Origin of the sequence: Pedobacter terrestris, assembly GCF_052343045.1 — a bacterium.
Lineage (GTDB): Bacteria > Bacteroidota > Bacteroidia > Sphingobacteriales > Sphingobacteriaceae > Pedobacter.
In genome coordinates, this window is record NZ_CP180264.1 from 4,889,904 (window position 1) to 4,910,145 (window position 20,242).

At 39.2% G+C, this 20,242-nt stretch carries 14 protein-coding genes and 2 tRNA genes; 8 read left to right on the forward strand and 8 right to left on the reverse strand.

Annotated features, from left to right (window positions below; genetic code table 11):
- Positions 1-161: 161 nt before the first annotated feature.
- From ACJVDH_RS21010 to ACJVDH_RS21035, 6 genes are all read left to right on the forward strand, one after another.
- Positions 162-3,380, forward strand: coding sequence for a SusC/RagA family TonB-linked outer membrane protein (locus ACJVDH_RS21010; protein ID WP_443945365.1), 3,219 nt, complete (start codon positions 162-164; stop codon positions 3,378-3,380).
- Positions 3,381-3,398: 18 nt separating this feature from the next.
- Positions 3,399-4,937, forward strand: coding sequence for a RagB/SusD family nutrient uptake outer membrane protein (locus ACJVDH_RS21015; protein ID WP_443945366.1), 1,539 nt, complete (start codon positions 3,399-3,401; stop codon positions 4,935-4,937).
- 120 nt (positions 4,938-5,057) lie between these two features.
- Complete coding sequence (locus ACJVDH_RS21020; RefSeq protein WP_443945367.1) at positions 5,058-5,822, forward strand: UDP-2,3-diacylglucosamine diphosphatase; 765 nt, start codon at positions 5,058-5,060, stop codon at positions 5,820-5,822.
- Positions 5,823-6,078: 256 nt separating this feature from the next.
- A complete protein-coding gene (prfA, locus tag ACJVDH_RS21025; protein WP_443945368.1) occupies positions 6,079-7,152 on the forward strand; it encodes a peptide chain release factor 1 in 1,074 nt (357 codons plus the stop codon).
- 116 nt (positions 7,153-7,268) lie between these two features.
- A tRNA-Asp gene (locus ACJVDH_RS21030) sits at positions 7,269-7,342 on the forward strand.
- A 156-nt stretch (positions 7,343-7,498) separates the two neighbouring features.
- Positions 7,499-7,572 (forward strand) — tRNA-Asp (locus ACJVDH_RS21035).
- A 63-nt stretch (positions 7,573-7,635) separates the two neighbouring features.
- On the opposite strand, the gene ACJVDH_RS21040 is transcribed toward ACJVDH_RS21035, so the two are convergent.
- The 7 genes from ACJVDH_RS21040 to ACJVDH_RS21070 all read right to left on the reverse strand — a co-directional run bounded on the left by ACJVDH_RS21040 (position 7,636) and on the right by ACJVDH_RS21070 (position 16,515).
- Entirely contained in the window at positions 7,636-7,887 is a 252-nt protein-coding gene (locus ACJVDH_RS21040; RefSeq protein WP_443945369.1) for a hypothetical protein, read from the reverse strand.
- Positions 7,888-7,912: 25 nt separating this feature from the next.
- On the reverse strand, positions 7,913-8,191 hold the full coding sequence (locus tag ACJVDH_RS21045; protein ID WP_443945370.1) for a hypothetical protein: 279 nt from the start codon (positions 8,189-8,191) through the stop codon (positions 7,913-7,915).
- Positions 8,192-8,898: 707 nt separating this feature from the next.
- A complete protein-coding gene (locus tag ACJVDH_RS21050; protein WP_443945371.1) occupies positions 8,899-12,027 on the reverse strand; it encodes an efflux RND transporter permease subunit in 3,129 nt (1,042 codons plus the stop codon).
- Positions 12,028-12,053: 26 nt separating this feature from the next.
- Positions 12,054-13,151, reverse strand: a complete 1,098-nt coding sequence (locus ACJVDH_RS21055; protein WP_443945372.1) for an efflux RND transporter periplasmic adaptor subunit — start codon at positions 13,149-13,151, stop codon at positions 12,054-12,056.
- Between the two features lie 5 nt (positions 13,152-13,156).
- A complete protein-coding gene (locus ACJVDH_RS21060; protein WP_443945373.1) occupies positions 13,157-14,428 on the reverse strand; it encodes a TolC family protein in 1,272 nt (423 codons plus the stop codon).
- A 57-nt stretch (positions 14,429-14,485) separates the two neighbouring features.
- A complete protein-coding gene (locus tag ACJVDH_RS21065; RefSeq protein ID WP_443945374.1) occupies positions 14,486-15,838 on the reverse strand; it encodes a sensor histidine kinase in 1,353 nt (450 codons plus the stop codon).
- Positions 15,838-16,515: a response regulator transcription factor gene (locus ACJVDH_RS21070; protein WP_443945375.1), complete on the reverse strand. Its 678-nt coding sequence runs from the start codon at positions 16,513-16,515 to the stop codon at positions 15,838-15,840. Before ACJVDH_RS21070 ends, ACJVDH_RS21065 begins: the two co-directional genes overlap by 1 nt.
- Positions 16,516-16,648: 133 nt before the next feature.
- On the opposite strand from ACJVDH_RS21070, the gene ACJVDH_RS21075 reads away from it, so the two are divergent.
- Positions 16,649-17,722, forward strand: coding sequence for a PAS domain-containing sensor histidine kinase (locus tag ACJVDH_RS21075; protein ID WP_443945376.1), 1,074 nt, complete (start codon positions 16,649-16,651; stop codon positions 17,720-17,722).
- Here the strand turns inward: ACJVDH_RS21075 and ACJVDH_RS21080 are convergent, their stop codons facing one another.
- A complete protein-coding gene (locus tag ACJVDH_RS21080) occupies positions 17,723-18,811 on the reverse strand; it encodes a glycoside hydrolase family 5 protein (protein ID WP_443945377.1) in 1,089 nt (362 codons plus the stop codon). It lies immediately after the preceding gene.
- A gap of 50 nt (positions 18,812-18,861) precedes the next feature.
- Here ACJVDH_RS21080 and ACJVDH_RS21085 point away from each other — a divergent pair, with 50 nt between their 5' ends.
- Complete coding sequence (locus tag ACJVDH_RS21085; RefSeq protein WP_443945378.1) at positions 18,862-20,220, forward strand: hypothetical protein; 1,359 nt, start codon at positions 18,862-18,864, stop codon at positions 20,218-20,220.
- Positions 20,221-20,242 lie beyond the last annotated feature (22 nt).

The window sequence follows — 20,242 nt, forward strand, 5'->3', positions numbered from 1 at the left end:
TCATATTTTTTTTGCAAAGTATATCAAAATACAATAGATTCGCGCCTTATTAATCGGACAAACTAACTTATTTTGAAAATTTCCCTCAAGCTGGAGCGCGTAACTGCGTTCTTACGGCTATACCATTTAACTAAATCATTTTTTAACCTAAACAAATCAGCATGAAGCAAAAATTACAAATTTTTATTGCCTTTTTGTGCCTTTTCGTAGCCTTCGATGGTTATGGGCAGGCCAGAAAAATTACCGGAAAGGTGGTGGATGAAAAAAACATCGCTATTCCATCAGTGAGTATCGTCATTCAGGGCGGAGGTTCTACACAAACCGACCTTTACGGAAATTTCAGCATTTCTGTTGCAGATGGTGCAACATTAGTATTCAAATCTCTTGGTTTTCAAGACAAAACTGTGGTTGTTGGCGCACAAGCCTATTACAGTGTAAAGCTTGAAGATGCAGTAAGAGCACTTGATGATGTGATCGTTGTAGGTTACGGAAGCCTTAAAAAAGAAGCTATAACAGGTTCTGTAGCTTCTGTTGGCGCAGATGACATTGCAAAAAGGCCGGTAACCAATGCATTAACTGCATTAGAAGGTGCTGCTCCTGGAATTCAAATTAATAACTCATATGGCGAGCCCGGTTCTGCACCGAGTATTCGTATCCGTGGTTTTAGCTCAATTAATGGAAGTTCAACGCCGCTTTTTGTAGTTGACAATATTATTTATTCAGGTAGTATAAACGATATCAATCCTAATGATATTGAGTCTATTTCCGTATTGAAGGATGCAACTTCTTCAAGTTTATATGGAAGTAAAGGTTCTAACGGGGTAATTATCATCACAACAAAAAAAGGAAAAGGCAGCAATTCATCGCTAAACTTTAGTGTGAACCAAGGTTTATATACCCGCGGTATTCCAGAATATGATAAAGTTACGCCACAAGAATATATGGGTGTAGCGTTTTTAGGTTACCGTAACCAGTTGATGACGGCAAACCCAAACCTAACTGTTGCACAAGCCAATCAAACGGTGAATGCGAACTTAATTCCAACCATTTTAAAAACGAATATTTTCAACTTGCCAGATAACCAGCTTTTTGATGCGAATGGTAATTTGCTGCCAAATGCGCAGATCAAAGGAACGTATGCGGAAGATTTGGATTGGTTTAAGCCAATTACCAGAGACGGCCGTCGCCAGGATTATAATTTAAGCGGTCAAAATGGTGGTGAAAAATCCAGTTTATTTTATTCGATGGGTTATTTAGATGAGCAAGGTTATATCAAAACATCAGATTTTGAGCGTTTCACTGGCCGTGTTAGCGGAAGTGTGAGCCCTAAATCATGGATTAAGGCAGGTTTAAGTTTGAACGGAAGTTACCAGATTGCAAACAATACAAATGGTAGCGGAAGTGGATTTACAACACCTTGGAATTTTGCCCGTAATATAGCGCCAATTTATCCGGTGTATGAGCACGATCAAACTACAGGCGAATACAAATTGGATGCTTTAGGAAACAAAATTTATGACAATGGGGTAAATTCAAGATTGCAATACCTGAACCGTCACGTGATCTGGGAAAATGAATTGAATATGGACCGTACCTATCAAACCTCATTACTTTCTCAGGGCTATGTAGATATTAGTTTTTTAAAGGACTTCAAATTCTCTGTAATTGGAAGCAATACCTTGAGAAACTCTGAACAGAGAACGTATGATAATGCCATTATTGGTGATGGAAATGGAAATAAAGGAAGGACTTCAAGAACCATTTACAGAAGAAATGAATTGACTTTTCAGCAGCAATTGACCTACAGAAAAAGTATTGGTGACCACAATATAGATGTGTTTGCAGGACATGAAAACTACTACTACAGATACAACTATCTTTACGGATACAAAAATACCGAAACATTTGCCGGCCAGGTAGATATGGTTAATTTCAGTCAAATTACCAGTCTTACTGATTACGAGCAGAACGATCGCACGGAGAGTTATTTAAGCCGTGCACGTTACAACTACAAAGAAAAATATTTCATAGAAGGGTCTTTTAGAAGTGATGGTTCTTCAAGATTATATTCTGGCAACAAATGGGGTAATTTCTGGTCTGTTGGCGGTACCTGGTTGGTGTCAAAAGAAAACTTTTTCGAGCCACTTAAAGATCAGGTTAATGATTTAAAACTGAGGGTTTCTACTGGTAGAGTAGGGAGTATCGGCTCTGTAAATCTTTACGGATATATGGCACTTTATACCATCGGCCAGAACAACAACCTTGCTGCGCTTTATAAATCTCAAAATGAAGCAAGAGATTTACAATGGGAAGGTCAACGCGCAACTTCTGCAGCGATTGAAACCCGTTTATTCAATCGTTTAAATTTATCTGTTGAGTATTTTGACAAAGGTTCTGATGGTTTGCTTTTTGATGTAAACTTGCCATTATCTGCAGGTGCAACCAGTACTACAAGTGGTGTTTCTATCGTTCAGAAAAATATCGGTAAAGTTAGAAATAACGGTATTGAGCTTGCTGCTGATGTTGACATCATTAAAAATAGAAATCTAACCTGGAATTTTGGTGCTAACGCGACTTTCCTGAAAAGCAAAATTATTTCTCTACCTGCAGAAAACCGTGCAAATGGTATCATCACCAATCCTTTCAAGTATGTTGAAGGACGCTCTATCTATGATTACTTCTTGTATCAATATGCCGGTGTAGATATGATGACTGGTCAGGCACTTTATTATGCAGATGATGCAACATACAGTCCAACCAACACAAGTGGTGCTCATTACCCATTTTTGGTAAATGTGAATGGCGTAAATTATACCAGAAATGCTACTTATGCAAAACGCGACTGGAGCGGTTCTGCAATTCCTGATGTTACTGGTAGTTTTAATACTAGTGTGAACTACAAAAATTTCAGCTTATCAACATTATTTACCTATTCAATTGGGGGTAAAGGATTCGATTATTCTTATATCTCATTAATGGGTGTAACGTCTACGCCAAGTGCTGTGCATAAAGATATCTTAAAATCATGGAATGGCATTCCGGAAGGTATGACTGCTACATCGCCAGATCGGATCAACCGTGATGCTACGCCTCAAATTAACTTTACAAACAGTCAATACAACAACAACAGCATCAGCAATAGATTCTTATATGATAACTCATATTTTGTAATCAAAAACATTGCTTTGGGTTATACACTTCCGAAAGAAGTTACGCGTAAGCTCGATGTGAGCAAAGTTTCGTTCAGCTTCCTGATTGACAATTTAGCCACGTTTACCAGAATGAAAGGCTTAAGTCCGCAACAAACATTTGGCGGATATAGCGAAAGCCAGTTTGTTCCTTCGCGTACTTTCTCTTTAGGAATTAATGTTAGTTTGTAAGCTTTTAAATAAAATTAAATGAAGAATTTAAATAAATATATCATCGCAATCATCACCTTGTCGATGTTTGCATCTTGTAAAAAAGATTATCTGGATACCGCTCCAACTAATGCTACGGGTACAAATGTTGTATTTGAAAGTACAGCCAATGCTGCACTCGCCGTAAATGGTTTAGCGAAATTGATGACGCAACAAAAAATTTCTAGTCAGGGTTTTAACGGCGAGGGAACCATTAAAATGTGGTACGGAAATTACGCGGGCAACCATTTCGGTGTGAACTTACCAGGATGGTCTAGCGTAATCAATATGGAGTATTACGCAAATCCAACCAGCACATATACATATTATCCTTGGTATTACTATTATGCAATTATTGGAAACGCAAACACCATCATCAACCGGATTGACGGTGCATCTGGCCCGGAAAGTGAGCGTCAGTACATCAAAGCACAGGCATTGACATTCAGGGCTTATGCATACATGATGTTGGCACAACTTTATGGAAACCGTTGGGCAGATTCTAACAATGGCGCAACTTCTGCAGTTGTACTTAGAACAGATGAATCAACAGGTGATCTTCCTTTGTCTACGCTTGGACAGACTTACGATTTAATCTATAGCGATTTAAATACTGCAATTGCTTTATTTACGTCATCTGGCAAAACACGTACTTCGGCACAGTTTTATTTAACCGATATTAACGTGGCTTATGCCACTTTTGCAAGGGCGGCCTTAAATAAACAGGATTACGCTACCGCAGAAAACTATGCAAACAAAGCAAGACAAAGTTTTCCTTTGATGACCGTTGCGCAATATAAATCAGGATTCAATACGCCAAATACCGAATGGATTTGGGGTTCTTATGGTGCGACAGATGAAACCCTGTATTTCTATTCATTCTTTGCCTACATTGCTTACAACTCTACAGCATCAACCATTACGTCTACGCCAAGATATATGAGCAAAGATTTGTGGACCAAAATCCCAACGACTGATATTAGAAAAGCTTTGTTTTTAGACCCTAAAAATCTTGCGTTTAATGCGACAACAGGAGAAGGAAGTGCTGCTTTAACGGCATCCGCAAAGGCGCAATATCCGGCAATGGCAGCTGCGGCAAGGTCTTATCCATATATGCAGTTTAAATTCTCTGCAACAGATATGCCGGGCGTTGGTAATTTAAACCATTTCAGAAGTTCTGAGATGATTTTGATCGAAGCCGAAGCAAAATACCGTCAGAACAAACCTGCTGCAGAAATTCAGGCTTTATTGAATGGTTTAACACGCACAACACAAAGAGATCCAAGTTACAATTGTACGTCTACTGGCACAGCTTTGCTTGAGGAAATCAAAACTTACCGTGCTATTGAACTTTGGGGAGAAGGTTTCGATTTCTTCGATTTGAAAAGATGGGGTGATAAAATTCAGCGGAAAAGTTTTGCAAACGGAGGTAACTTTGTAAATCTTTTAGCTGTTACAATTGAACCAAATGCCAATAACAACTGGAAGATTGTAGTGCCAAATCGCGAAAGCGATTATAATGGTGCAATTTTGCCATAATCTGAATACATAATTATATGTTTTAAACGCCCGGTTCCTGAGAGAACCGGGCGTTTTTCGTTTGCCTTTATTCATTAGTTTTTACACTTTACTGTTTTTCGCCTACCTTTGGCTCTGCACATGAACAAGAACATTTACTTCGCTTCTGATTTTCATTTGGGAACGCCTAACGCGCCCGAAAGCCGGCTTCGTGAAGCGAGAATTGTACGTTGGCTGGAGTTTATCGCCCCAAATTGCAGTGAGTTGTTTTTAATGGGTGATATTTTTGATTTCTGGTTCGAATACTCAAAAGTAATCCCGAAAGGTTTTATCCGCTTACAAGGTAAGCTGGCAGAAATGGCAGATAGTGGAATCAAGATTTACTTTTTTAAAGGCAACCACGATATGTGGGTTCGCGATTACTTTACAGAAGAAATCGGGATGGAAATCATCAGCGATGAAATGATCATGGAACGCAATGGGAAGAAATTTTTTCTTCATCATGGAGATGGACTTGGCCCCGGCGATCATAAATATAAATTTTTGAGAAAAGTCTTCAGAAGTGGCCTTTGCCAATGGTTGTTTGCACGTGTACATCCAAACTTCGGGATTGGAATTGCCAATGCCTGGAGCCGTGGAAGTCGCGCTGCGCAAACAGAAAAGGAAACGTATTTAGGTGCAGATCAGGAATGGCTTGCTGTTTACGCAAAAAAACAGCTCGCTCAACAGCATTTTGATTACTTTATTTTTGGGCATAGACATTTACCACTTGATTTGGATTTGGGCAAGGGAAGCCGATATATAAATATTGGCGAATGGCTGAATTACAACTCTTATGCTGTATTTGATGGCCAGAATCTGAAATTAGAATATTTTGAAAATCCGCTTGGTGATGCTGTGATTTAGTGTCGGATTGTCGTCCTTTCTAAAAACAAAATCTAAAGATATTTTTTCCTTCTAAAATCGTAGTTTTGCATTCTTTATTGCAGAACAGCGGTTTATAAACCCGATTGCAGCGGCAGTTTCGATTTTCTTCGAAACTACAGCGTAAAGCGGGACTTACAGCGTTTGTTGCACTACAGAAAGTTTTCCAAAAAATAAACGCAGGAACTGTAAAATGATCGGCTGTTGTTTCAGGAAGCATACATAAAATAAAATTACCATGTTAGATAAATTAGAAGCCATTAAGCTGCGCTGGGAAGATGTAGAAGAGCAGTTGAGTAATCCGGATGTGATTCAGGATATGAAACGCTTTGCGGCTCTGAATAAGGAGTATAAAGACCTGACCAAAATTGTGGAGGAATATAAGGTCTATAAAAATGTAATGAGTAATATCGATGCCAATCGCGATATTCTGGCTAATGAAAAGGACCAGGAAATGCGTGAAATGGCTAAAGAAGAGCTTGATCTGATGTTAACACAACAGGAAGAAATGGAAGAACGAATTCGTTTGATGTTGATTCCTAAAGAGCCTGAAGATGCGAAAAATGCCGTTTTTGAAATCCGCGGTGGTACTGGTGGTGATGAAGCTGCGCTTTTTGCCGGCGATCTTTACCGGATGTACACGCGTTATTTTGAAACTAAAGGTTGGCGTGTTGAAGTGATGGACGTTACTGAAGGTACCGCTGGAGGTTATAAAGAGGTGGTATTGAAGGTGAGCGGTGAAGATGTGTATGGTACATTAAAGTATGAAAGTGGTGTACACCGCGTTCAGCGCGTGCCTGATACAGAAACGCAAGGCCGTGTGCATACATCTGCGGCTTCTGTAGCCGTTTTGCCAGAGGCGGAAGATATTGATGTGTACATTAATCCGGGTGATGTTGACTTACAGACATCTCGCTCTGGTGGTGCCGGCGGTCAGAACGTAAATAAGGTTGAAACGAAAGTGCAACTTACACACAGGCCTTCTGGAATTGTTGTGGTGTGCCAGGTAGAACGTTCGCAGTTGGCGAATCGCGAATTGGCTATGGAAATGTTGCGTTCCAAATTGTACGATTTGGAAGTGCAGAAAAAACATGGTGATATTTCTGCGAAACGTAAAACGATGGTTTCAACTGGTGACCGGTCTGCGAAGATTCGTACCTATAATTATCCGCAAGGCCGCGTTACAGAACACCGTATCGGATTGACGATGTACAATTTACCGAACATTATGGATGGCGACATTCAGGAAATTATCGATGCATTGCAATTTGCAGAGAATGCAGAGAAAATGAAAGAAGGTGCTGTAGAATAAAAAAAGAACCTGACTGTGAATGTGTTATAGCTATTTGAAAAAAAAGTTTGCAAATTCATAAAAGGTGCCTATATTTGCAACCTCGAAAGGGACAAGCAATTGAAACTGGAGAAAAAGGAGTGGTAGTTCAGCTGGTTAGAATGCCTGCCTGTCACGCAGGAGGTCGCGGGTTCGAGTCCCGTCCATTCCGCAAAAAGCCTTTAGATTTAATTCTGAAGGCTTTTTTGTTGGAGTTTGAATTGTTTTTCGGGCTTCAAAAAAATAAAAATATAATAGTAGAATTTCAAAAAGAAACTCTATATTTGCGACCTCGAAAGGGAAAAGTAATTTAAACTTTTGAGCAAACGGAGTGGTAGTTCAGCTGGTTAGAATGCCTGCCTGTCACGCAGGAGGTCGCGGGTTCGAGTCCCGTCCATTCCGCAAAAAGCCTTCAGATTTATTTCTGAAGGCTTTTTTGTTTCTATTGCATTGAGGAAATTGGGATCAATCTATAGATCTTAATGCTGCTAATACACCTCCGGCGTAATTCGTATTTGAATTATAGGTATAGACCATAACTCCGCCCTTAGCACCTTGTGTAGGTGTCCATTGTGCAAGATTCAGATCTACGGTCAAATTCGATCCGCCTTCGGCATAAGATCCGAAGATTACTTTATTTGCTGGTATGTTAGTAGTTCCGGTTGCATAGTTCATCATCAACTGGCAGTTTGCGACTACATCTAAGCCAGAAGCCATATGCAATTGGGTGACATGGTTTGCCTCAAGTCCGAAGTATGGTCAGTGCTTCAATACAAGATAAGAAGTTCGGATTTGCATCCATAGAGCCGCTATACCAGCCATAATAGCCAGTCACCGCATAGTTCGGAAATGTTGGGATTGGATTTGGACGCGCTCCGGAATGTTCAATATCCTGACTGATCACATCCAGGTGATGGGTATCCAATAATAAGGTTTTTAGTGCTGTTGCCCAGACCTGCGGGCTGCTGTAACCGTTTGGCGTAGCACTCTGCCAGCTTACATCGTCATCAGCATTCTGCAATACTAAAATTCCACGATCTTATAAAAAGATTTTATATCGCTGAAATACTAGCCATAAGACGAATAATTTGACATCATATTGGTACCTGTGGGATATTGCAACGTATTCAGATATTGCCAGAACTTACACCAAACAAGAAGACCATATCTACACCATCCGGAATGTCGAGTAATTTAAAGGTCGGATTTCACCCATCGGTGATGTAGTAAGCAATAAATTTTGGTGGTCTGATGTTGCGCCAGGTAACTGATTTGGGCTAAGACCAGAGCTGTTTTGTTCAACTTCTGATTTCTTACAACTGCTGTACATGAAGATACATGCCAGTGAAACGATCCATAGATAGGTTCTGTTTTTGCATAATATAATTTAAAGGTGATAAATTAATGTAGCGTGCTAAGAGGGCCTAAAAGGATGATTCAGACAGATGTAATATTAGAAATAAAGTGTTTTTACGAATTGTTTCTAAGTGCCAAATGATTAATCGCTATTATTTGTCTGCGCATGGGAGGAGGTAGGGTAATAACAAGAGGAAATATGAGATCCTGCAGCGATAGTATGGAATTTGACCCAACAGCTTAAGTATGGTGATCATTTACTCAAAGCAAAAAGTGTTGTGGTAACACACACATATTGCTTTATTTTATAAGTTGAAAAATGCCCCCGCAAGAATCCTCCGGCAGGGGCTGGAAACTAAGATAGATAGTTTTTTAATTCGATATTGGAATCAGTTTTTCTACTTTTTTGCGGTAAGACCAGTAGAAAACGATTGGATAAACAAACAGGTTAAAAATGGTATTGGTAATCAAACCTCCAATTACAACGATAGCTAGTGGTTTCGAAGCTTCTGAGCCGATACCGGTAGACAGTGCGGCTGGCATCAGTCCGATTGCTGCCATCATTGCTGTCATCAATACAGGTCTGAAACGTGTAGCAATTCCATCGCGCATTGCGTCTGTAAATGTCCACGATGGATGATGTTTAAGCGTTGCAATATTACTTTTGAATCTTGTGAGGAGAATTACTCCGTTTTGAACACAAATGCCGAATAGTGCAATAAATCCAATTCCGGCGGAGATGTTGAAATTTACGCCAGCAACCAATAAAGCCAGGATTCCGCCAATCATTGCAAAAGGAACATTATTCAGTACCAATAAGGCATCGCGGATATTCCCGAACAAAACAAATAGAATAAAAAATATGAGTAGTAAACTTACCGGAACTGCTTGCGACAATCGTGCCGTTGCCCTTTGCTGGTTTTCGAAATCACCAGCCCATTCCAGTTTATAGCCTTCAGAAAGTTTAATTTTATCTTTTACCTTTTGCTGTGCTTCTGCAATTACGCTACCCATATCACGACCTCGGATAGAAAACTTAATGGCGCCATAACGCTTGTGCTTGTCGCGGTAAATCATACTCGGACCGATAATTTTCCGAATGCTGGAAATTTCGCCGAGCTGTACCGTTGATCCGTTGATGGTTGGCACCTGTAGTTTTGCGATAGAACTTTCGTCATTTCGGAAATCTTCCGGATAGCGGATAATCAGATCAAACTTGCGCTCGCCTTCATAAATTTCTGTGGCTGCTTTACCGCCAATTGCCATTTCAATCACTGCATTTGCATCGGCTGTGCTTACACCATAAAGCGCCATTTTCTTTTGATCGAGGTTGATTTGAAGTTCCGGCTGACCTAAATTCCGTAAAATGCCTAAATCTTCAATTCCATCAACTGTTTTCAAAATCTGTTCAATCTTCTCTTCTTCCTTCTCAATATAATCGAAATTCTCTCCAAAAAGCTTTACTACAATAGAGCCTTTAACACCAGAAACAGCTTCTTCAACGTTGTCAGAAATAGGTTGAGAAAAGTTCAGGCTGATGCCAGGAAAACCTTTCAGTTTTTCCTGCATGCGTTCAATCAGCTGTTCTTTACTTTGTTTGCGTTTCCATTCTTTACGCGGATAAATATCTACGTGAAACTCCATATTATAGAAACCTGTTGCATCGGTTCCGTCATTTGGCCGGCCGGTTTGCGACATGACCTGCTTTACTTCTTCAAAACTCAAAAAGATTTTCCGGATTTCATTAGATAGTTTTTTGGTTTCATCTAACGATACGCTTAAAGGCGCAGTTGCACGCACATATATAGAGCCTTCATCTAAACTTGGAAGAAACTCTGTGCCTAGAAATTTAAAACTAAATGCACCCAAAACCAATACTACGATAGAAACGCCGAAAGCGAGTTTCTTTTTGCTGAAGCAGACGTCGTAAAATTTTAAAGTGCCTTTGCTAAGCCAATCCAGAAATATGTTGTGTTTTTCCCTTACGTCTTTTTTAAGTAACACACTAGACATGGCAGGTACAAGTGTAAACGTTAAAATCAATGCACCAAGAAGTGCGAAACTTAATGTCCACGCTAGGGGAGAAAACATTTTGCCTTCAACTTTTTCAAAGGTGAAAATTGGCAGTAAGCCAGTAATGATAATCAGTTTTGCAAAAAGAATACCTTTTCCGTTTTCCAGACATGCTTTTTTAATGAAGCCGAGTTTACTCATTTTATTGAACCGCTCCATACCAACGCTTTTCGCGCGATGATCAAGTGCGACAAAAATTCCCTCAACCATTACAACTGCGCCATCAATAATAATCCCGAAATCAATAGCACCCATTGATAGTAAGTTTGCCGGCATGCCTTTTAGTTTCAGACAGATAAACGCAAAGAGTAATGCCAGCGGGATAATGATAGATACAATTAATGTTGTACGCCAATCGGCCATAAACAGAAATACGATTAGGGTTACAAAAAGTATTCCTTCGAGCATATTGCCCATTACGGTATGTACAGAATAATTTACCAGATCTTCCCGATCGTAAAAGGGTTTGATTTTAACATCACCAGGCAAAAGGCTACTGTTTATTTCGGTGATTTTCTCTTTTAAACGCGCAATTACATCGCTTGGATTTCCACCTTTACGCATTACAACAATACCTTCCACAACGTCCGGATCACGGTCTCGGCCAACTTGTCCAAGTCTTGGCAATGCCGATTCGGCTACATCGGCAATGGTTTTTACAAATACCGGCGTTCCATTTACGTTATCTACCACAATATTGCGGATTTCGTCTATGTTGTTTAAAACACCAATTCCGCGCACCACGTAGGCTTGTCCGCTTTGTACAATTACGTCACCACCAACATTGATATTGCTTTTAGAAACCGCTTCAAAGAGTTCTGTTGCACTTACACCGTATTGAATGGCTTTTTGTGGATCTACGGTAATCTGATATGTTTTTACCTCGCCACCAAAACTGACTACATCGGCAATGCCCGAAACGGAAAGCAATTCTCGTTGGATCACCCAATCTTGCAAAGTTTTAAGTTCACGAATAGATTTTTGATCGCTGGTTAAGGTATACCTGAAGATTTCACCAGTTGGGCCATATGGCGGCTGAACTTCAGGCTGTATGCCTTCTGGCAAATCGGCTTCATCCAAATGGTTGTTTACCTGCACACGCGCCTCTGCATAGTCTACATCGTCTTCAAAACTTACCTTTACAATAGAAAGCCCAAACAGTGACGATGAACGGATGCTGGTTCGTTTTTCTGTTGGGTTCATTGCAATTTCAAGCGGCCTGCTTACAAATTTTTCTACCTCTTCTGCACTTCTGCCTGGCCATTGCGTAATGATCGTAATGTTGGTATTGGTTACATCCGGAAAAGCATCAATTGTAGTGTTTTTGAAACTGAGGTAACCGGCGGCAATTAATATAAATGTGGCAAAGAAGATGAAGTATTTGTTCTTCAGGGCAAAGCCGATAATACTTTTTATAAATTTATTCATGCTCGATAGGATCTAAATTTGAATGATTATTGTCCTTTCAGGCTTTCAAAAAGGAAAACTTGTTTAGAAGCAATTAGGCGATCGCCGGCAGAAACGCCTTTACTGATGTAGGTTTTGTCTGCACTTTTACGGCCAATGGTTACTTCGCGGATTTTTATTTTATTGTCTTTATCCAGAAGAAGTACAAAGTTTTTATTCTCGTCAAAAATCACCGCTTTAGAGTTTACAACCGGTAGGGTAGATGCAGAACTCGCCAACACTTTTACCGTGCCCAACATGCCGGGTTTTAGCAAAAAGCCAGGGTTAGGCACCACAACTCTTGCATTCATTACTTTGGTATCCTGATCAATCAGGTTGTATAATTTGTCTATTTTACCGGTAAATTCTTTATCCGGATAGGAAAGTGTTGTTAACCGCACCTCATCGCCATTTTTTAGTCTCGAAATGTCCGATTCATAAACATTTACCATCACCCAAACATTAGATAAATCGGCAATGGTAAATAAGCTCTTTTCATTATCTGGGCGCAACTGCATGTTGTCTGTCACGTTTTTTTCAATTACAAAACCCTGAATGGGCGATTTTATGGAATAAACACCATGTTGATTTCCGCCGTTTATAGCTAATACCTGTGCAGATCTTTTGGCTTCTGCTTTTTTGATTTGTACATCATTTTTTGCTTCTTCCAGTTCTTTTGCTGATGATAATCCACTGGTATAAAGTTGTTCTGCCTGTTTTAATGTGCGTTCTGCATTTTTGAGTTCGGCATTGGCCGAGATGACTTCTTTATCGTAACCAGCCATTTCAGAACTGGTTACAGTGGCCAATGTCTGGCCTTTAGAAACATGATCGCCTAAACGAACGGTAACGCGGTTTACTGCGCCGCTTACCATAGGAAAAAGTTCAGATTTTCGATCATCATTGGCACTTATTTTCGCAGAGAACATAATTTCCGAACTGCTATTTGCCTGTTGTACGGTATCTATTAATAAGCGGTTAATTAAAGAATCTGTTACCGTAAATTTTTCTTCTTTTACCGGTGTTTTGGTATTGCTGCAAGATGTTGCCAGTAACGCAGCAGAAACGAGCATTATATTTATTGTATTGTTCTGAAAAGGTTTCATTGTACTTATTTGAAAATGTTGGAGCCAGTTACATAATTGAGTTCTTCTCTTGAACTCATGCGTTCGAATTGAAGGGTGTTAAGTTGTAGCGTATTGTCTTTGTATGATTCATAGAGATCGAGAAACTCGATTAAGCTGATGTTTCGCGATTTGAAATTCTGGATAAGTCCGGATACGAGTTTGTTAAAGTCCGCACTAAACTCCGGATCAATTTCCTCTACACGTTTTTCATTTCTTAACGCAGTATTATAGCTGTTAAAAACCTCATTGTTTAAAGTAATTTGCTGTTTTTTGATGTTTGCTGTTGCGGCGTCAATACCAACTTTTGCTTTTTTAATTTCGCCTTGGTTGCGGTCAAACAATGGAATTGGAATTTTAATCCCGATACCCGTGTATTTATCCGGGTAGTTTCCTTTTAAATCATAAGCAAGCGATAATTCAATATCAGGAACAGCCATTGCTTTTTGCAGACGTAAGTTGGCTTCATTAAACTGAAGATCAGTTTGGGCATGTTTCAAATCTGGTCTGTTGTTTTTTGCAGAATCCAGCAGTGTTACGTACTGATAACCGGATATTTTTTGTTTGTTTAATGTGTTGGCAGGTATAATTAACGAAAGTGGTGTTGTGGCATCTATTCCGCAAATCGTTTTCAAATCCCGGTATTGATCTTCAAGATCGTTTAACAAACCTGTATATTCTGCTTTCAGTCCAATTAGTAAGGATTTGATGCGGATGGCATCTTTAACAGCTACATTGCCCATCTTTAACTGAACATCGTAGGCTTTTAAAAGCTGCTCTGTTGATGAAATCTGACTTGTGTAAACCTGAATAGATTGAGCCGTAAAATATGCTTTGTAAAAAGTGTTTCGCAATTCAAATTTTAAGGTGCGCATTAAATCGAAATATTCATATTCTGCTAGTTTCACGCCAGATTGGGCAAGTTTGATGTTCTTGTTGCGTTTGCCGGCCAGCTTAAACAATTGCGATATCGAACCTGCATATTGCCCTCCGGCGTAAGAGGTTTGCAGAAACTTTTTGGTTTCGCGGTTGTACAATTGGTTTTCGTATTCCAGCTCAGGATTGTCAAAAAGCCGGGCGGTAATGATATCGGCTTTTGCCGATTCTATCTGATAGTTGCTTAACAGCAATTCATAGTTGTTCTTTAGAAAAAGACTTTCGGCCTGGCTGAGTGTCAACTTCAAAGAATCGGTTTGTGCAAAAGTTGCCCTTGCCTGCATGGCGAAAAGAAAAATGAGCAACGTACATATTTTTCTCATGTCGGCAAAGCTATTTTTACCGAATTAAATGCGAATTAAATGGAAATTAAAAGCGGATTAAAGTTGCGGAATACTTATGCTAAAGGTGTTTTCAAGGGCGTTTTCTTTGCTGATGGAGATTGTTCCTTTAAAGAGATCAATTATTTTCTGTGCCATATAAAGTCCCATTCCATCGCCTTTAAAACCGGCTTGTGCAGATCGGGTGTAGAATGGTTTGAAAATTTCAGACTGGATGTCTGCTGCAATACCCGAACCCTTGTCTGTAATTCGGATCAGGTAATTTGAGTCTGAAATATCGAGTTGACAAACGACTTCCTGATCTGCCGAAAATTTGAACGCGTTGGAAATGATATTGTCTATCGCGATGCGCAACAGCACTTCATTGGCCAGAACAACTGGTTTACAATCTGGCTGAATATTCAATTTCAATTTCAGTTTTTTGTGCTGTTTTACAATCCATTCAGATTGTATCTTCATGAGCAATTCTGCGAGAGAAATTTCGCTAAGTTGTGAATGGATCAGATCAAGGTCCATTTTGGCCAAACTGAGTAAGCCATTAATGATGTGATCCATTTTGTCGGCATCCTGCAAAACCTGGTCAAAAGCTTTCTGGTACTCGGCAACCTGTCGGTTTTTAGCCAGAGCCAATTCAGAAGTCATCATAATACGGGTAATTGGCGTACGCAGTTCATGCGATGCATTGGCAACGAAAGTTTTTTGCAGTGTAAAAGCTTGTTCCAGTTCATCCATTAAATGATTGAAACTTTTGGCAATAAGGTTAATCTCGTCTTTGTTGTTGTTTTCTGCCACACGGATTTCCATATTCCTGGATCCAATTTGTTTTACTTCGTGCATAAAACTGCTTAAAGGTTTCAGCATTTTGGTCGCAATCCATCGGCTGAGAAGCAGCACAACGATAGAAATACCCAGAAATACGAAAATCATAATTCTGAGCAGCTTATTTAAACGGTTGTGCGAGCCCTCATCATCTGCTGAAGCCAGAATTACAAAATCGCCCTGATTGTCTTTGTAATAAATGCCTACCACCTGGCGCTGTCCGTCTGTATATTTTAAATGGCCTTTTTTACGTACCTGATCGATAACAGATTTTGTCCAGTATTGTGCTTCATCGCCAATAAATGTTGCTCGGTTTCGGTCGTCATAAATCCGTGTCACTTCTCCATTAAGTTTCTGAAGATATTTGTGCCGGATTTCATTCAAGGCATCCCGACTAATTTCATCTGCTTCGAGGTAGAGTTTTGCCGTAACCATCGTCCGATCGGTTAAACGTTCAAAAAAATCAGCCTTCAGAAATTTCATAAAAGTAAAATATACCGTGCATAAAACCGCCAGCAGCAGCGAGGTGCTGATGAGCGTAAAATACAATGCAATGCGGTCTTTTATCTTCATTATTTCAAAATGTAGCCCATATTAATTTTGGTGTGAATGAGTTTTCGTTCAAAATCTTTGTCTATTTTTTTTCGTAGAAAATTGATGTAAACGTCAATTACATTGGTTCCGGTTTCGAAATGGATATCCCATGCTTGTTCTGCAATAAATTGGCGAGAGAGTAATCTGTTGGGATTTCGCATAAATAACTCAAGTAAAATAAATTCACGTGCACTCAGTTCAATGCTTTTTCCGGCGCGGCTCACTTCTTTACTGTAAGTATCCAGCAGCAAATCCTGGAAAGACAATTGGTGTTCATTCTGTGGTTTTTCAAGCACTTGTCTTCTCATCAGTGCATTTACTCTGGCCAGCAATTCTTTTAAATGAAAGGGTTTTACTAAATAATCGTCTGCACCAGCATCAAAACCGATAACTTTATCGTCTACAGTTCCCATTGCAGTAAGCATTAAAACGGGCGTTGCAATGCTGTTTTCACGCAGGTGCCTGCAGAGTTGTATGCCGTCTAAACCGGGCATCATGATATCCAGAATGTATAGGTCGAAAGGTTGTTCAAGGAATTTTTCGAGTGCCAGAATCCCGTCGGCTACCACACAAATTTCGTATCCGTTTTCTTCTAAAGCCGATTTTAAAAGTTCGGCAATTTTTACGTCGTCTTCCGCTATTCCAATTTTTGGCATAAAACAAATGTAAACAACTCTATATAAAAAATGCGATCAACTTGGCAACAGCTTGGTTTAACGGCAATAATTATGCCTTTCAAAACCATTTTTAACCTTGGCTGTTTAGGTGTTGATTAAATCTTCTTTGCGGATGAATACAGAAACAGACGATATTTTCTATAAAATGGCCACGCAGTCTAAAGATGGTTATTTCCTCTTTAATGTTGCTGAGCGGAAATTTGATTTTTTAAATGCTCATGTTTCTGAGATTACGGGTTTGGAGCAAAAGGTTTTGGATTTTTCGCCGGGAAAATTATTGGATCAGATCCATCCCGATGATCTGGAACATGCAATTTATTGCTATGAAGAATGTATTGTTGAAAAAAAAACAGCCAAATATGAATTTCGTTTGCTTAATCCTACAGTAAAATATGTACGGATTGGAGTGTTTCCGATGGAAACCTCCGATCAGTTTATAATTTGTGGCATACTGGAGGATATTACCGTGGCAATTAACAATAAAATCAATACAGAAAGAATCAATAAGAAGAAAAACATTACACTTGAAGTGCTTTCTCACGATCTGCGCGAGCCTTTTGGATTGATCCGGATGACAGCTTCTGCTTTAACCAACCAGGTTAAAGTTTCTGGTAATGAAAATCTGCTTGAAGGTTTGGCTTTTATTCGCGATATGTGCGATAGAAACATCAAGCTGGTTCGTAGCATTATTAACCATGAATTTTTAAAATCGGCAGAGATTGAACTAAAGAAAGACCGCGTTGAAATGGTTTTTCAGCTTCGCGAAATTATACGTTTTTATAAACGTTCTCAACTTAAATTTACGCGACGGTTTGATTTTACGGCATCTGATGAAAGTATTTACGCCACAATTGATAACATGAAAATACAGCAGGTTATTAATAATCTGATTTCAAATGCCATTAAATTTACTGTCGAAGGAGACTTAATCCGCTTGCGTGTAGAAGAAAAATCAGAAACTATTTTGATCTCCTTACAGGATAGCGGCATTGGAATTGCCGAAGAAAAACAGCCGGTACTTTTTGATTTGGCAGAAGCCGGACTTAAACCCGGTTTAAAAGGTGAAGAATCTGGTGGTTTGGGCATGGGCATTATCAAACATATTGTAGATCTGCATCAAGGTAAAATCTGGTTTGACACTGTAAAAAATGTAGGGACAACTTTCTTTATTGAATTGCCCAAATAATTAATCCGTTTTGGCGCCAATCGCTTTGAGCATGGTTTTACTTAAGGATTTATAACTGGGCTTGACGTTAAAAAAAGAGAAATTTTCATCGTAATCCCAAATAATTCCCGGAACATTGATTTTATCCAGTTCGGTCCTTACACAATACAGGTAATTGCTGATACTTTGTTCTGTTGCATATTTGTTGTATACGCCATACTCGCCGCACAGTAAAGGAACGTTGTATTTTTTTGCCCAGGCATTCACAATTTGCAGTTTATCATGTATGGCACCATATTTCCCTTCGTTGGGGTAATTTTTGTAATTAATTTCTCCAGGCGTGCCGGCAGCATCTGTATTTAGAGCTGGCATTAGCCCATTTTGGTAAGGGAAAGGAATTTGCGTAGTACTTACCTGTTTGCCAGACCAGGCTGCGCCTTGATGTGTAAAAATAAAAGGCTCATAAAAATGAAAAGTGTAAATAAGATTTGAAACCGGATAAGGTTTAATTCGGCTCAATTCATACATACTATTGTAGTTTGATGCGCCAATAATGATTGTACGTGCTGGCGATGAATGCCGTATTGCAGCAATTATTTTTAATGCAGAATTTCGCCAATCTTTATCGTCAATCGTCGGTTCGTTAAACAATTCAAAATATAAAGCATCATTAGAAATGTTGCGGTATCTTTTTTCCAAGTCTTGCCACAAAGAAATTAAAACCTGAGTATCTTCTGCCAAATGGCCCTTTCTAAGGTTTCCATAATGATTTACCAAAATAAGTTTTAGCTTATAGCGTTTGCACATTTTTAGAGCATACGCTAAGTGTTTGCTGACGGATGTTTTTTGTTCTGTTGTGCCGGAAATATAAAACTGCTGAAAGGCAACCGGAAGCCGGATGGTTCTAAAACCTAAGCGGGAAATCAGTTCAAAATCCTGTTCTTTTAGTTTTTCGCTCTTTAAAATATCCGGATTCCAGTATTGTTCAAGCCAGGAAACGTTAATCCCCTTTCGGATCGATTGATTTCTGTCAGTGGCGATATCATGTGCAGCGGCGCCAAGAATATTTAGACTAATAATGGTTAAAATAATATAAAAATTTCGTTTCATTCGTCAAATTGTATAGCTTTAAGACGTCTATTCGTCCCTATATTATGAAGATGCAGTCCAAAGATACTGTTCTGCAAGCTATTCAAGTCAATGATCTGGCTTATAGCAAGCAGTTGGTAAAAAAATCCCTATACTATTCAAATATAATTGTTTGGACAGTCATATTTATCTATCCCATGTTTGGGGTTTTGGATTATATCTATGCAAATGCATTATTTCAGATACTTTTTCTGGCTAAAATAGTTTCGGTTTTTGTTATTTTTCTGGTGTATGACATTACACAAAGAGTGGGAAAATGGCCTTTACTTCCGTTACACGTTACGTTTACACTAATTTCAGTTAATGCAGCGCTGATTTGTAATTTGGTTGATTTTGATGTTGCTCCGATATTCTTCTTACTATATGCAGCGCTTTTTATGCTGTTTAATTTGGCGGTATTCTGGCCGGCATCATATTCTTTCGGGCATTTCTTTGGCTGTTTATTGTACATCGCGATTGCGTATCAAATTCTAAATACAATTAGTGTTGAAGTTTTTTTAACGCAGGGTGCAGGTTTGTTTATAATGACAGGTTTCTTCTCTTGCTTTATTCCTGTTGCGCGATATGGAATTATCCAGCGCAATACATTGAGTGAACTCAGGATAAAGAATACCACATCACAACTGCGGGTTTTACATGGCGAATTGGTGGATAAAAATGTGCAGGTAGAAGCTGCGAATACGCGGCTAACAGAATTGGTGATGCAACAAGATACCTTTCTAATGCTGGTAAAAGAAGATATTGAACGGTTTATTGGCGCCATTAATGATGCTGCACACCGATTAAGAATACAGGGGACTTCTAATCTTGCGGATACCGTTCTGAACGTTCAGGCCATCAATCAAAATGTAATGCGTTTAGAACAATTGGTAGAAATTTTCCCGAATGAAAATATGGCGCCATCCAGCCATGTTGTTTTGGATCTTCAATTTGTAGACATACATCACTCATTACTTGGCGTAGGTAAATGTATGGAAAGTTTATTTGCACTCTATAATGTTAAACTTGTAGTAGACCATCAGCAGTTAAACTATAAACTGGATCAACTCTATTTTGATCAGTTGCTTTTCAATCTTTTTGCCAATTGTCTTAAATTTTCTGAAACCAACAGTACCATAAATTGCAGTTTGACATCGGTAGGCGAGCATGCTGAACTTCAGGTTGTTTGTTTGCCTTCTGCCTTAGTTGATGTGGAAACGGATTTGATTGTACAGGATACTGCCACTGTGCAAAGTTTACAAAAAGGCCTTGGGCCTGGTTTTTACGTTGCCAAATTGCTGGCAGAACGTATGGGTAACCAGTTAACTTACCATAAAAACAACGATTTTGTGTATTACATTCTGCGTTTTGGCGCGGCGCAAATCAAATGATATACAGCAGATTAATTCATCC